The 13,204-nt window shown below is 76.9% G+C and carries 15 protein-coding genes and 1 riboswitch; of the genes, 6 read left to right on the top strand and 9 right to left on the bottom strand.

Features of this window, described 5'->3' with window-relative positions; translation table 11 throughout:
• Positions 1–9: 9 nt before the first annotated feature.
• A complete protein-coding gene (locus C8D89_RS13570; protein WP_116708659.1) occupies positions 10–804 on the top strand; it encodes an endonuclease/exonuclease/phosphatase family protein in 795 nt (264 codons plus the stop codon).
• On the opposite strand, the gene cobA is transcribed toward C8D89_RS13570, so the two are convergent.
• The 8 genes from cobA to C8D89_RS13610 all read right to left on the bottom strand — a co-directional run bounded on the left by cobA (position 776) and on the right by C8D89_RS13610 (position 9,444).
• Entirely contained in the window at positions 776–1,984 is a 1,209-nt protein-coding gene (gene cobA / locus C8D89_RS13575) for a uroporphyrinogen-III C-methyltransferase (RefSeq protein ID WP_116708660.1), read from the bottom strand. The genes C8D89_RS13570 and cobA overlap by 29 nt on opposite strands.
• Positions 1,981–3,720: a nicotinate-nucleotide--dimethylbenzimidazole phosphoribosyltransferase gene (gene cobT / locus C8D89_RS13580; protein ID WP_116708661.1), complete on the bottom strand. Its 1,740-nt coding sequence runs from the start codon at positions 3,718–3,720 to the stop codon at positions 1,981–1,983. The genes cobA and cobT overlap by 4 nt, the downstream gene beginning before the upstream one ends.
• Positions 3,717–4,781 (bottom strand): Rv2231c family histidinol phosphate aminotransferase CobC, encoded by a 1,065-nt coding sequence (gene cobC / locus C8D89_RS13585; protein WP_116708662.1) that lies wholly within the window; start codon positions 4,779–4,781, stop codon positions 3,717–3,719. The genes cobT and cobC overlap by 4 nt, the downstream gene beginning before the upstream one ends.
• Positions 4,778–5,116 carry a hypothetical protein gene (locus C8D89_RS13590; RefSeq protein WP_116708663.1) on the bottom strand — a complete coding sequence of 113 codons (339 nt, stop codon included), beginning with the start codon at positions 5,114–5,116 and terminating at the stop codon, positions 4,778–4,780. Before C8D89_RS13590 ends, cobC begins: the two co-directional genes overlap by 4 nt.
• Positions 5,117–5,179: 63 nt before the next feature.
• Positions 5,180–5,305: riboswitch (cobalamin riboswitch) on the bottom strand.
• A gap of 130 nt (positions 5,306–5,435) precedes the next feature.
• Positions 5,436–6,035: a response regulator transcription factor gene (locus C8D89_RS30970; RefSeq protein ID WP_207787210.1), complete on the bottom strand. Its 600-nt coding sequence runs from the start codon at positions 6,033–6,035 to the stop codon at positions 5,436–5,438.
• 60 nt (positions 6,036–6,095) lie between these two features.
• The gene (locus C8D89_RS13600) at positions 6,096–7,082 is read right to left on the bottom strand and encodes an asparaginase (RefSeq protein WP_341477319.1); all 987 of its coding nucleotides are present in this window, start codon (positions 7,080–7,082) and stop codon (positions 6,096–6,098) included.
• A gap of 47 nt (positions 7,083–7,129) precedes the next feature.
• Positions 7,130–7,705 (bottom strand): cyclodeaminase/cyclohydrolase family protein, encoded by a 576-nt coding sequence (locus C8D89_RS13605; RefSeq protein WP_165825690.1) that lies wholly within the window; start codon positions 7,703–7,705, stop codon positions 7,130–7,132.
• A 41-nt stretch (positions 7,706–7,746) separates the two neighbouring features.
• Positions 7,747–9,444: a formate--tetrahydrofolate ligase gene (locus tag C8D89_RS13610; RefSeq protein WP_207787211.1), complete on the bottom strand. Its 1,698-nt coding sequence runs from the start codon at positions 9,442–9,444 to the stop codon at positions 7,747–7,749.
• A gap of 157 nt (positions 9,445–9,601) precedes the next feature.
• Here C8D89_RS13610 and C8D89_RS13615 point away from each other — a divergent pair, with 157 nt between their 5' ends.
• Together C8D89_RS13615 and C8D89_RS13620 are read left to right on the top strand one after the other, a co-directional pair.
• Positions 9,602–10,384, top strand: coding sequence for a cutinase family protein (locus C8D89_RS13615; protein WP_165825691.1), 783 nt, complete (start codon positions 9,602–9,604; stop codon positions 10,382–10,384).
• A gap of 21 nt (positions 10,385–10,405) precedes the next feature.
• A complete protein-coding gene (locus tag C8D89_RS13620; protein ID WP_116708666.1) occupies positions 10,406–11,362 on the top strand; it encodes an AEC family transporter in 957 nt (318 codons plus the stop codon).
• Positions 11,363–11,364: 2 nt separating this feature from the next.
• On the opposite strand, the gene C8D89_RS13625 is transcribed toward C8D89_RS13620, so the two are convergent.
• Positions 11,365–11,589 carry a hypothetical protein gene (locus C8D89_RS13625; protein ID WP_116708667.1) on the bottom strand — a complete coding sequence of 75 codons (225 nt, stop codon included), beginning with the start codon at positions 11,587–11,589 and terminating at the stop codon, positions 11,365–11,367.
• 89 nt (positions 11,590–11,678) lie between these two features.
• Here C8D89_RS13625 and mobA point away from each other — a divergent pair, with 89 nt between their 5' ends.
• From mobA to C8D89_RS13640, 3 genes are read left to right on the top strand one after another with little or no spacing between them, the layout of a single operon-like run.
• On the top strand, positions 11,679–12,335 hold the full coding sequence (gene mobA, locus C8D89_RS13630; protein ID WP_116708668.1) for a molybdenum cofactor guanylyltransferase: 657 nt from the start codon (positions 11,679–11,681) through the stop codon (positions 12,333–12,335).
• 11 nt (positions 12,336–12,346) lie between these two features.
• Positions 12,347–12,772, top strand: coding sequence for a PPOX class F420-dependent oxidoreductase (locus tag C8D89_RS13635; RefSeq protein ID WP_116708669.1), 426 nt, complete (start codon positions 12,347–12,349; stop codon positions 12,770–12,772).
• Positions 12,769–13,200 (top strand): cupin domain-containing protein, encoded by a 432-nt coding sequence (locus C8D89_RS13640; protein WP_116708670.1) that lies wholly within the window; start codon positions 12,769–12,771, stop codon positions 13,198–13,200. Before C8D89_RS13635 ends, C8D89_RS13640 begins: the two co-directional genes overlap by 4 nt.
• Positions 13,201–13,204 lie beyond the last annotated feature (4 nt).

Below are 13,204 nucleotides of genomic sequence, written 5' to 3' on the forward strand. Positions count from 1 at the left end.
GCAGCGACCATGAGACTGGCGACGTTCAACCTCCTCCACGGCCGCTCCCCCGACGACGGCGTCGTCGACGCGGAGCGCCTGCGCGACGCCGTCAAGGGCCTCGATGCCGACGTCCTGGCCCTCCAGGAGGTCGACCACGCGCAGCCGCGCTCGGGCCTGGTCGACCAGACGTCGCTCGTCGCCGAGGCGATGGGCGCCCACGACGCCCGCTTCGTGCCCGCCGTCGTCGGCACCCCGGGCGAGACGTGGCGGCCGGCCGACCCGGACGAGGTCCTCGGCGTCGCGCCCACCTACGGCATCGGGCTGGTCAGCCGGTGGCCCGTCGCCCGCTGGCGCCGCATCCCGCTGGGGACCTCCCCCGCGACGCTGCCGCTGCTCGTCGACGCGCGGCGCCTGGCGCTCATCCCCGACGAGCCGCGCCTGGCGCTGGCCGCCGTGCTGACCCCGCCGGCCCCGGTGGGCACGGTCGTGGCCACCCACCTGTCGTTCGCGCCCGGCTTCAACATCGCGCAGCTCACGCGGCTGGCGCGGGCGGTGCGGGACCTGCCCGGCCCGGTCCTGCTGCTCGGGGACCTGAACATGCCCGGGCCGGTGCCCGGCGCCGTCCTGCGGGGCTGGCACCCGCTGGGTCGGGCCCCGACGTTCCCGTCGGAGCGCCCTCGCATCCAGTTCGACCACGTACTGGCCCGGGCGCCGGAGGCCCCGCCGGTGCGCGCGGTCGAGGCCGTCGCGACGCCGGTGTCGGACCACCGGGCGCTGGTGGTCGACCTGGAGATCAGCCGAGGTCCGCGACCGCCCCGATGACGATCACCGCGGGCGGGCGCACCCCGGCGTCGGAGATGGCCCCGGGGAGCTTCGCGAGCGTGGCGCGCGTCGTCGTCTCGCCCGGCAGGCCGCCCTCCTGGACCGCGAGCGCCGGGGTCTCCGGATCGCGGCCGTGCGCCACCAGCGCCTCGGTGATCGCGCCGATGTTCTCGACGGCCATGAGCAGCACGATCGTGCCGCGCAGCCGCCCGAGCGCCGCCCAGTCGACCAGTGACTGCGCGTGCCCCGGAGGGAGATGCCCGGAGACGACGGTGAACTCGTGGGTGACGCCCCGGTGGGTCACCGGCACGCCCGCGAGCGCGGGGACGGCGATGGCGCTGGTGATGCCGGGGACGACCTCGACCTCGACGCCCGCGGCGACGCAGGCCTGGATCTCCTCCAGGCCGCGGCCGAAGACGAACGGGTCGCCGCCCTTGAGCCGCACCACCCGGTGCCCGGCCAGCGCCTCGTCGACGAGGACCTGGTTGATCGTGTCCTGGCTCATGTACCGGCCGCGGGGCAGCTTCGAGGCGTCGATGACGGTGACGTCGGGCGGCAGCTCGTCCAGCAACGGCTGCGGGGCGAGCCGGTCGGTGACGACGACGTCGGCCTGCGCCAGCGCCTGGCGGCCCCGCACCGTGATCAGGCCCGGGTCACCCGGGCCACCCCCGACCAGCGTCACCCCGGGCCGCACGGCGCGGTGGCGGCGGTCGGCGAGGGTGCCGCTGCGCAGGGCCTCGACGGCGCCGTCGCGCACACCGGTGGCGCGGCGCGGGTCGCCGCCGCCGTGGACCGCCACGGTGATGTCGTCGTAACGCCCGACCGCGGGCGTGACCGCGGTGCCGGCGTCGGCGTCGTCGGCGCGCACGCAGAACACCCGGGCCCGCTCGGCCGCGGCCGCGACGGCGGCGTTGACGTCCGCGTCGTCGGTGGCCGCCACGGCGTACCAGGCGCTGTCGAGGTCGCCCTCGGCGTAGGCGCGGGGCAGCCAGGTGATCTCCCCGGAGTCGGCGAGGGCCTCGAGCGCGGTCGTGAGGGTCGGGCTGACGACCACTGTGTCGGCGCCGACCTCGTGCAGCCCGGCCACCCGGCGCTGGGCCACCGAGCCGCCGCCGACGACGACCACCCGCCGGCCCCGCAGCTGCAGGCCGACCGGGTAGACGCGCGCGCTCTCGCTCACGGTGCGTCTCCTCCGTTCTTCTCCGTCACACCCGCCGCGTCGAACGTCGCGACGTCGGCGAGGGCCCGGGCCGCGGCGGTCACCACGGGCACGGCGAGCAGGGCACCGGTGCCCTCGCCGACCCGCAGCCCCAGGTCCAGCGCGGGCGCCAGACCGAGGTGGTCGAGCGCCAGGGTATGGGCCGGTTCGACCGAGCGGTGCCCGGCGATCCACGCGTGTGACGCGGTCGGGGCCAGCGCGGCGGCCACGAGCGCCGCGGCGCCGGACACGACCCCGTCGAGCACCACGGGCGTGCGCAACGCCGCCGCGCCGAGCAGGAAGCCCACGAGCCCGGCGTGCTCGAGCCCGCCGACCGCGGCGAGGACGGCGAGGGGGTCGGCGGGGTCGGGCTCGTGGCGGGCCAGGGCCTCGGCGACGACCGCGGTCTTGCGGGCGTGGGTGGCGTCGTCGATGCCGGTGCCGCGGCCGGTGACCTGGTCCGCGGACGTCCCCGTGAACGCGGCGACCAGGGCCGCCGAGGCCGTGGTGTTGGCGATGCCCATGTCGCCGGTGACGAGCAGGCGGTTGCCCGCGACGACGAGGTCGCGGGCGGTCTCGATGCCCGCGTGCACCGCGGCGCGGGCCTCGTCGCGGGTCATCGCCGGGCCCGCGGTCATGTCGGCGGTGCCGGGGCCGATCCTGCGCGGGAGCAGGCCCGGCGCGGGCGCGAGCTCGGCGGCGACGCCCACGTCGACCACCTGCACCTCCGCGCCGACGGTCGCCGCGAACGCGTTCACCGCCGCGCCGCCGGCGAGGAAGTTCGCGACCATCTGCGCGGTGACCTCCTGCGGCCACGGCGTCACCCCGCGGGCGTGCACCCCGTGGTCGCCGGCGAAGACCGCGACGACGGCCGGCTCGGGCAGCGGCGGCGGGCAGGTCCCCGCCAGCCCGGCCAGGCGCACGCCGAGGTCCGCGACGCCGCCGAGCGCGCCCGGCGGGACGGTCATGCGCGTCAGGTGCTCGCGGGCCGCGGCGACCCCCGGGGCGGGGTCGAGGTCGGCGAGCGCGGCGAGGGTCTCGTCGAGCGGATCCACGTGGTGGTGCCCCCAGGTGTCGGTGTGCACGGCCCATTCGAGGGGTCGGCGGCGGGCCCAGCCGGAGGTCGCGAGCTCGGGCTCGTCGGCGAACGCGGTGACGTGCCCGACGCACAGGTAGGCGACGACCTCCACGTGCGGCGGCATCCCCACCCGCCGGCCCAGCAGCGCGGCCAGCTCGCGCTCGTCGAAGAAGCTGACCCAGCCGACCCCGAGCCCCTCGGCGCGGGCGGCCAGCCAGAGGTTCTGCACCGCGCCGGCGACCGAGTGCGCGGCCATGCGCGGCTGGGTGTGGCGGCCGAGGACGTGGCGCCCGCCGCGCGTCGCGTCGCAGGTGACGACGATGCCCAGCGGCGCCTCGCGGATCGCCTCGACGCGCAGGGCGGCGAAGGCCCTGGCGCGCGCGGCGGGGAGGGTGGCGGCGAAGGCGTCGCGCTGCTGCCGGGCGAGGGCGGCGAGCTCGGCCCGGAGGTCGGGGGCGCGCAGCACCAGGAAGTCCCAGGGCTGGGAGAACCCGACGCTGGGCGCGCAGTGGGCGGCGGCGAGCACCCGCTGCAGGCGCTCGTCGTCCACCGGCGTGTCGACGAAGCCGGTGCGCACGTCACGGCGAGCCCGCAGGACGCGGTGCAGCGCCTCGCGGTCCCCGGGCTCGAGGGCACTCACGAGGCCAGGACCTCGGCGAGCGTGCCGACGAGGCGGTCGCTGATCGTGCGGGACCGCACGGCGACGCGGACGTGCTCGGCGTCGAGGCCCGGGAAGGTGTCGCCGCGGCGCACCGCGAGGCCGCGTGCCCGGAGGCGCTCGCGGACGTCCGGGCGTCCCGGGACGCGCAGCAGCACGAAGCTCGCCGCCGGCGCGCCGCGCACCTCGACCCCGGGGACGGCGCGCAGGGCGGCCACGACGTGGTCGCGGTCGCCGGCCAGGGCACGGGCGGCGGCATCGGCCTCGGCGCGGGCGGCGTCGGTGCTGCAGGCCTCGAGGGCGACCAGCGCCGGCGTCGACACCGGCCACGGCGGGGCGGCGGCGCGCAGGTCGGCGGCGAGGTCGGCGGGGGCGAGCGCGTAGCCGACGCGCAGACCCGCGAGACCCCAGGTCTTGGTGAGGCTGCGGAGCACGACCAGGCCGGGCAGGTCGCGGCGGTCGGCGAGGGCGTCGGGCTCGCCGGGCGCGGTGTCGATGAACGCCTCGTCGACGACGAGCGTGCGGCCGGGCCGGGCCAGGGCGGCCAGGACGTCGGCGGGGTGGCGCACCGACGTGGGGTTGGTGGGGTTGCCGACGACGACGAGGTCGGCGCCCGGCGGCACCGACGCGGGGTCCAGCGTCAGGTCGCCGCGTGGATCCCCCTGGCCGAGCACCACCCGGTCGACGTCGTGCCCGGCGGCGCGCAGGGCGGCCTCGGGCTCGGTGAACTGGGGGTGCACGACGACGGCGTGGCGGGGGCGCAGGGCGCGGGCGAGCAGCACGAACGCCTCGGCGCCGCCGGCGGTGGGGACGACCTCGTCGGTGTCCCGGCCGTGCCTCGCGGCCAGCGCGGCGACCGCACGGGCGGGGTCCGGGTAGGCGGCGAGGCCATCCAGGCTCGCGGCGAGCCGGTCGCGCAGCCACGCCGGCGGGGTGCCGGCGCGGACGTTGACCGCGAGGTCGACCAGGCCGGGCCCGACCTCCGCGTCGCCGTGGTGGCGCAGGGCGGCCAGGTCGGGGCCGGACTCGACGCTGACCGTCACGCGCGCCTCGTGCGGGCGGCGCGCAGGAGCACCGTCTCGGCCTCGGGGACGGAGGCGGCGAGCACCGACGTCACCGCGGACGGGGCGGCGCCCTCGTCCCAGCCGGCGCCGCGCATCCGGTCGACGAGCGCGCGGGCCAGGGCGTCGACGCGGGCGGCGGCCTCGACCCGGTCGCGGACGGGGGCGTCGCCCAGCAGGTCCAGCGGGAGCTGCCCGGCGCCGGCGAGCACCCGGCGGAGCTCGGCGAGCACCCGGTCCTCCACGCGGTCGAGGCGGCCCCGGCTGCGGGTCACCGGTGGGTGGGTGCGGGCGTGCGGGGTCACGGGTGCGTGCATCGTCGCCGGCCTTCCTCGGGGTCCTCGCCCGATGTCTGCCTGAGGTCGTGCCACGACGGCCGGAGTCTCCTGGCTCCCGGATCGGCGCTCGCCCCGGCCTTCCCGCCGGCGGGTGCCGGCCGTGGCCTTCGGTGGGGTCCGCTCCCCGGTGACAGTGGCGGGACCGCGCCGGATTCGCACCGGCTTCCTCCGCGTCCGTCGAGGAGCTAGCCGACCACGCGCGGTGGCGCCCGTCAACGCACTGCTCGGATTCGAGCGTGTGGCGTTGCGGACGTCCAGTGTCAGCGATGGCCCACCGCTGACAACGGGGCTCCGCCGTTCAGCGCAGCAGACCCTGGCGAAAGCCGCGGGCGACGGCGTCGGCGCGGTCGCCCGCGCCGAGCTTGCGGAACAGGCGGCGGGCGTGGGTCTTCACCGTGTCCTCGGCGAGGACGAGCTCCGCGGCGATCTCGGCGTTGGACAGGCCCTCGGTCATCCCGAGGAGCACGTCCATCTCGCGCTCGGAGAGCTCGGTGGTCACGGGGCGGGCGCCGGGCAGGGCGCTGGGGTCGGCGAGGTCGCCGGCGCGCAGGAAGCCGCGGGCGCCGAGACGCATCGCCCAGGCCGCGCGCTCGTCCTCGGGGACGACCGTGTCGGGCTCCGGCACCGCCCGGTCGCCGAGGGCGTCGAACGGGTCGGGCGCCTCGCCGACGACGAGCACGGGGGTCTCGGGGGCGTGGCGACGGACCTGGCGGACGGCCTCCATCCAGGCGCTGCCGTCGTCGGCGCCGACGAGGACCACGTCGGGGCGGTCGCCCAGCCCGGCGACGAGGCCGGGGAGGTCGTCCACGCACGGCAGCTCGTCGAAGACCGAGGAGAGGTGGGCGACGAGACGGTCCCTCGCGGGCGTCGGTCCGGCGAACACCAGGCACGAACCCATACGCGCTCCTCACCCCGATGAGTGCCGGCCCGCGGGTCGAGCACCGCCGCGCTGTGGCGGTCAGGTTCGCACACGGTGACTGCCGATCGGGTGACCCCCTCCCCGGACGGGCGGGTCGGCCACGGCGCGGAGGGGCTCCGGCACCGCCAGCCCGCGTCCGGTCAGCACCGCGAGCAGCACGGGTCCCACGGCGCGGGCCGCCCCGTCGGCGACCTTGAGCGCCAGCGACGCCCCGTCGGGCAGGACCGCGAGCAGCACGCCCTCGGCGCCGACCTTCGACAGGCTCCCGGGCTGCTGCGCCATCAGCACGGTGTCGAGGCGGTCGCTGCCCGCCACGAGCGCGGGGTGGGCGCGCATCGCGGCCGCGACCCGGTGCTCGTCGCGGCCGGGTGCCGCGTCGGCCAGCCGCCGACCGAGACGGGCCACCGCGTAGAGGTCGGTCGCGAAGGCGGGCGCGCCGCACCCGTCGACGGTCACGCCGCGCACCGGTCCGGCGACCCGCTCGACGGTCGCCCGGACGTGGCGCTGCAGCGGGTGCTCCGGGTCGGTGTAGCCCTCGACGGGCCACCCGCGGGCCAGGCACGCGACGAGCATCGCCGCGTGCTTGCCCGAGCAGTTCATCGCCAGCCGGTCGGCGGGACGCTCGCCCCACGCCTGGTCGGCGGCCAGGCCCAGGGGACGCGCCGGCGGGCAGGCCAGCGCCGACGCCCCGAGGCCGTGGCGCGCGAGCAGCTCGCCCGCGACGGCCAGGTGCTCGGCCTCGCCCGAGTGCGACCCCGCCGCGAGGGCGAGCTCGCGGTCGTCGAGGTCCGCACCGAGATCCAGGGTCGCCAGCGCCTGCGCCGGCTTGAGCGCCGACCGCGCCAGCACCGGCGCCTCCGTGGGGCCCGCGTGGAGCCCGACCCGCCCGTCGGGCTCGATCACCACCACGGACACCCGGTGCGCGGACTCGACGAACGACCCGCGCACGACCTCGACGACCCACGGGGGACGCGGCGCAGCGGGGCTCGACCCGTCGCCCTGCTGGCCCACGGCATCCACCGTCACGACCGGACCTCCTTCCCCGGCCTCCGCCCGAACTCACCTGGCCTGGGCTACACCAGCCGCTCGGCCAGTGTCCGCGCGTGGGCGGCCCGCTCCTCGACGTGCTCGACGCGAGGGTCGGCGAGCTCGTCCCCCGTCGTGATGTCGCTGTCGGCGATGTTCGCCCCGACCAGCGCCGCCGCGGACTCGGCGGCCGCGGCGGCGAGGAACGCGGCGGTGACCGCGTCACCGGTGAGCTGGTCGGGCCCGGTGTCGGCGAGCAGCGCCGCCAGCTCCGCCACCCGCACCGCCACCGCCACGACGTCGGCGGGCACCTGGACGATCGCCTCCGCGGCGGCCGGCCCGGCGCCCCGGTCAGAGATTCGATCGAGCCGGCGCGCCTCGAGGAAGCCGGCGAAGGCCTCGACGTCGTCGTCGGCGAGGCGCAGCGCCCGGGCCCGCAGGGCGTCGAGCTCCTCAGCCAGATCCCGTGTGACGGCCTCCCGCTCGGCGGCGCCCTTGGCGACCTTGGTGGCGAGCCCTGCGGCCAGGGCCGCGGTGACGGCGGCCGTCGACCCCGCGGCGGGCCCGGGGCCCCTGGCGGCGAGGACCTCACCGAAGCGCGCGATCCCGAGATCGCCGATCACGGGTGCGCCTCCGGCGCACGTGAGCAGTGGGCGCAGCCCACCTAGAACAGCCCCACGATCGTGCCGTCGGGCTTGACGTCGATGTGGTGGGCGGCCGGGTTCTTGCCCAGGCCGGGCATGGTCCGCATGTCGCCGCAGATCGGGTAGATGAACCCGGCGCCGACCGAGGCGCGGACCTCCCGCACCGGCATCCGCCAGCCCGTGGGCGCGCCGAGCAGCTTCGGGTCCGACGAGATCGACAGGTGGGTCTTGGCCACGCAGATCGGCAGGCTCCCGAAGCCGTTGCGCTCGTAGAGGTCGATGGAGGTGTTCGCGGCCGGGGCGTAGTCGACGCCGTCGGCGCCGTAGACCTTCGTCGCGATCGTCTCGATCTTCTCGCGCAGCGGGGCGTCGTCGGGGTAGAGCAACTGGAAGTGGCTCTCCTCCTCGGCGGCCTCGGCGACGGCCTCGGCCAGCTCGGCCGCGCCCCGCCCGCCGTCGGAGAAGTGGGTCGACACCGCCGCCCGCGCACCCATCGACTCGGCGATCTCGCGGATCGCGGCGTGCTCGCTGTCGTGGTCGGTGGGGAAGGCGTTGATGCACACCACCGGCGAGACACCGTGCAGGCGCATGTTCTCGATCTGCTTGCGCAGGTTGGCCGCGCCGGCGTGCACCTCGTCGGGGTTCTCCTCGAGCAGCGCGGGCGGCAGGGCCTTGCCGGCGACGATCCGGTGGTTGCCCGAGTGCACCTTGAGCGCGCGCACCGTGGCCACCACGACCGCGGCGTCCGGGCGCATGCCCGAGGTCCGGCACTTGATGTTGAAGAAGCGCTCGGCGCCCATGTCGGCGCCGAAGCCCGCCTCGGTGACGAGGAAGTCCCCGCAGTGGATGCCGATGCGGTCGGCCACGATCGAGGAGTTGCCGGTGGCGATGTTGCCGAACGGGCCGGCGTGCACCAGCACCGGCGTGTTCTCCAGGGTCTGCATGAGGTTCGGCTTGAGCGCGTCGCGCATCAGCGCCGCCATCGCCCCGGCGCCCTGGACGTCCTCGGCGGTCACCGCGTCACCGTCGCCGGTGTAGCCGACGACGATGCGCCCCAGCCGGGCGCGCAGGTCGGCGAGGTCGTTGGACAGCGCCAGCACGGCCATCACCTCCGAGGCGGAGGTGATGTCGAAACCGGACTCCCGCGGCACGCCGTCCATGCGCCCGCCCAGCCCGGTGACCACGTTGCGCAGCGCCCGGTCGTTGACGTCGAGCACGCGGCGCCAGGTGACGCGGTAGGGGTCCAGCCCCGCGGCGTTGCCCTGGTAGAGGTGGTTGTCCAGCACCGCGGAGAGCATGTTGTGCGCGCTGGTCACCGCGTGGAAGTCGCCGGTGAGGTGGAGGTTGAACTTCTCCATCGGCACGACCTGCGAGTAGCCCCCGCCCGCCGCGCCGCCCTTGATGCCGAACGTCGGGCCCATGCTCGGCTGGCGGATCGCCACGACCCCACGACGGCCGATGTGCGAGAACGCCTGCCCCAGCCCCACGGTCGTGGTCGTCTTGCCCTCGCCCAGCGGCGTGGGCGTGATCGCGGTCACGACGACGTACTTGGCGCGCGGGCGGTCACGCATCGCCTCGATCGCGTCGAGCTCGATCTTGGCGACGTCGTGGCCGTGCCGCTCGAGCAGCTCGAGGGGCAGGTCCATCTGGCGGGCCACGTCGTCCAGCGGCTTCAACGTCGCCGCCTGCGCGATGTCGAGGTCCGAGGGCATGCTCACGCGAGTCCTCCTCTGGCGCGTCACCCCGGCTCCGGCACCGGCGCCGGGGACTGCCGGGGGACTCCCTGCCGGGGCACGCTGGCAGAACCACGGCGATCTGTCAGCCCGGCGCGGTCCGGATCTCCCGCCATGTCGGTCGATGCGTCACGATGTCCCGGTGCCGCGGGTGCTGCTCGTCCTCCTGCTCGTCCTCGGCACCGGCGTCGTCACCGCGCCCGCCGCGTCGGCCATGGCATCAGTGCCGGCCTGCCCCACGGTCGCCCTCTTCGCCGTGCCCGGCACCAACGAGACGCGCGCCGACGCCGACCCCGCGCGGGCGGTCGGCCTGCTCGCGAGCCTGACGAACCCGCTGGCCGCGCGCTGGGGCGACGCCCTGTCGGTGCGCTACGTCCCCTACCCGGCCTCGCTCGACCGCCCGGTGCTCTACCCGCTGTCCGTCCTGCGCGGCACCGACCGCCTCGCCCATGATGCCGCCGACCTCGCGGCACGCTGCCCCGACACCACGATCACCATGATCGGCTTCAGCCAGGGCGCCGACGTGGTCGGCGACGTCGTGCACCGCGCATCACGGGGCACCATCGGGCTGCCGCCCGAGCGCATCGCGGGCGCGGTGATGCTCGGCAGCCCCCGTCGCGACCCCGACGCGGCGAACCTCGTCGAGGCCCCGGGCCGCGGGGTGCTCGGTCCCCGCCCGACCCGCGAGCTGGAGGTGTACGACGGACGCGTCTACGAGGCGTGCGCGCCCGGCGACCCGATCTGCGCCACCGAGACGCTCGACTGGCGTGTCTTCCGTGACGGCTGGGCCTCGGGCGCCCACCGCTCCTACCCGATGCTGCCGGTCGCGCCGGGCGGGCTGCCGCTGTTCACCGTGCTCGAGCGGGGCGTCGACGCGCTAGTGATGCGGGGCACGGTGACCCCGATCGTGGCCGCCGGACCCTGACCCGGCCCCTACGCTCGCCGGGTGAGCGGCGTGGGTGACCTCCTGGGCCGCATCCTGCCCGTGTTCGCGGTGATCGCGGTCGGGGTGGTCGCGGGCCGCTTCGAGCGCTTCGGGGAGCGCACGGCGACGGTCCTCAACGACCTCGTCTACTGGGTCGCCCTGCCCGCGCTGATCTTCACCTCGGTGGCCGGGGCCGACCTCTCCGCCGGCATCCCGGGCTCCGCCCTCGTCGCCACGATCGCGGTGCTGCTCGTCGCCTACGCCCTGGGCCGGCTCGCCGCCCGCCTCGCCCGCCGCCCGCGGGGCGAGGCGAACGCCGCCGGGCTCGTCGCCGCGTGGGGCAACGTCGGCTACCTCGGCATCCCGCTGACCGTGGCCGTCCTGGGCCCGGCGACGGCGTTCGCGGCGTCGCTGACCTCGACGCTGCACACGGCGCTGGCGATCGGGGTGTTCCTGGTGGTCGCCACGCTCCACGGTCGGGGCCGCGGGGAGGAGGGCGCGGTCGCGCTGCCGCTGCTGCTGGCGCGCCGGGTGCTGGGCAATCCGGTGGTGCTGGGGATCGGCGCCGGCGCGGTCGTCGCCCTGGCGGGGGTGCCGCTGCCGCGCCCGGTGGCCACCACGATCGCGATGCTCGGCGACCTCGCCGCGCCCGGCGGCCTGTTCGCGCTCGGCATCCTGCTGCGCTCCGCGGTCGGCGCCCTGCGGGAGGCGCGGGCGCAGTGGGTGCCGATCGCGGCCGCCGTGCTGATCAAGCTCGTCGGGATGCCGCTGCTCGCCCTGGCCGCGGTGGCGTGGCTCGACGTCCCCGCGCCCTGGGCGGCGGTGCTCGTGGTGATGTGCGCGCTGCCCGACGCCGCGACGGTGTTCGTGCTCACCGCGCAGTACCGGACCTGGTACCGCGAGAGCACCGCGGTCGTCGTGCTCACCACGGTGCTCTCGCTGCTGACGTTGCCCGTCGTCCTGCTGGTGCTGCCGTGAGCTCAGTCCCCGAGGAACGCGGCCCGGCGTTGTTCGTGCGTGCGCGCGGCCGCCATCCGGACGACGCGGTCGCGCTGCTCGTCGGTCGCGGTGCCCTCCGCGACGGCGCGCTCGGCGGCGGCCATCGCGCGGTCGGCGCGGGCCTCGGCGGCGTCGGCCGGGGTCGGGGCCACCCAGCCGCGGTGCGCGTCCGGGGGCTCGGCCCGGTGGTCATCGCTGCGGAACATGGTGTCGACCTCCTCGTCGTGTCGATCTCCGGATATCCGCGCACCGGCGCACCGAATCGGTTGTATGCATCACCCGGGGGTGGACCGTGGTGACGGCGGGCGTGGTGCTCGCGGGCGGCCGGTCGCGGCGGATGGGCACCGACAAGGCCCTGCTGGCGCGGGCAGGGACGACCCTGCTGGGCCACGTCCTCGACGCGCTCGCCGCCGCCGTCGACGGCCCGCTGCTCGTCGTCGGGGCCGCCGACGCCGACCGCCCGCTGCCCCCGGACACCGACCGGCGGCCGTGGCGGTCACGCGTCCGGGTGGTGCACGACCCCGTCCCGGGCCGCGGTCCGCTGCAGGGCCTGGCCACCGGGCTCGGGGCCGCCGCGGACGACGGCGCCGACACCGCCTTCGTCGCCTCGGTGGACCTCCCGCACCTGCACGCCCCGTTCGTGCGCGCGGTGCTCGCGCACCGGGTGGGCACGGTCGAGGTCGCGCTGCCCGTGCTCGACGGCCACCGCCAGCCCCTGCTCGCCGCCTACGCGACGGCGCTCGGCGCCCGCGCCGCGGACCTGGTGGCGCGGGGGGAGCTGCGCCCCGGCGCACTCCTCGCCGCGAGTCGCGTGGTCGAGCTCGACGCCGCGACCCTCCTCGCCGACCCCGCCCTCGCGGCCCGCGACCCCGGGCTGCGGGCCGCGCAGGGCGTCAACACCCCCGACGAGTGGGCCCGCGCGACCCGTGAGCCCCCGGGCCCGGCGACCTAGGCTCCCGGAGCATGGCGGACCTCACCGACCCCGACATCCGCGCCTTCCTCTCCGAGGGCACGCGCACCGGCAAGATCGGCTGGACGGCGAGGGACGGCCGCCCGCTCGTGGCGCCGGTCTGGTTCCTCGTCGAGGACGGCACCCTCGTCTTCACCACCGGCGCCGACACCGCCAAAGGTCGCGCGTTCGCCCGCGATCCGCGCGCCGTGCTCTGCGTCGACCTCGAGGAGCCGCCGTACGGTTTCGTGCAGGTGCAGGGCTCGGTGACGCTCTCGGAGGACCTCGACGAGCTGCGGCGCGCCGCCACCGCGCTCGGTGGGCGCTACATGGGCGCCGAGCGCGCCGAGGAGTTCGGCGCCCGCAACGGCGTGCCCGGCGAGCTCGTCGTGCGCCTGCACCCGGACCGGGTCGTCGCCCTGCTGGACATGGCGGCGTGATCCCGCCCCTGGCCCGCGCGCTGGGCCTCGCGCCGCACCCCGAGGGCGGCTGGTTCCGCCGCACCTGGACGGCAGCGACGACGCTGCACCCGCCCGGCTATCCCGGCGAGCGACCGAGTGCCACGGCGATCCACTACGTCCTCGCGCCCGGCGAGGAGTCACGGTGGCACCGGGTGCGCTCCGACGAGCTGTGGTGCTGGCACCGCGGACCGGCGCTCTCGCTCGTCCTGGGTGGCGACGGGCCGGCGCCGGGCGCGGAGCACGAGGTCGTCCTCGGCGATCGCGTCGAGGACGGCCAGGCCGCGCAGGCCCTCGTCCCGGGAGGGGTCTGGCAGCGCGCCGCGCCCCTGCCCGGCGCGGCGGGCGAGGTGCTGGTGACCTGCGTCGTCAGCCCGGGCTTCGACGACGCCGACTTCACCCTCGCGTAGCTGC

Source organism: Actinomycetospora cinnamomea (assembly GCF_003096675.1).
GTDB lineage: Bacteria > Actinomycetota > Actinomycetes > Mycobacteriales > Pseudonocardiaceae > Actinomycetospora > Actinomycetospora cinnamomea.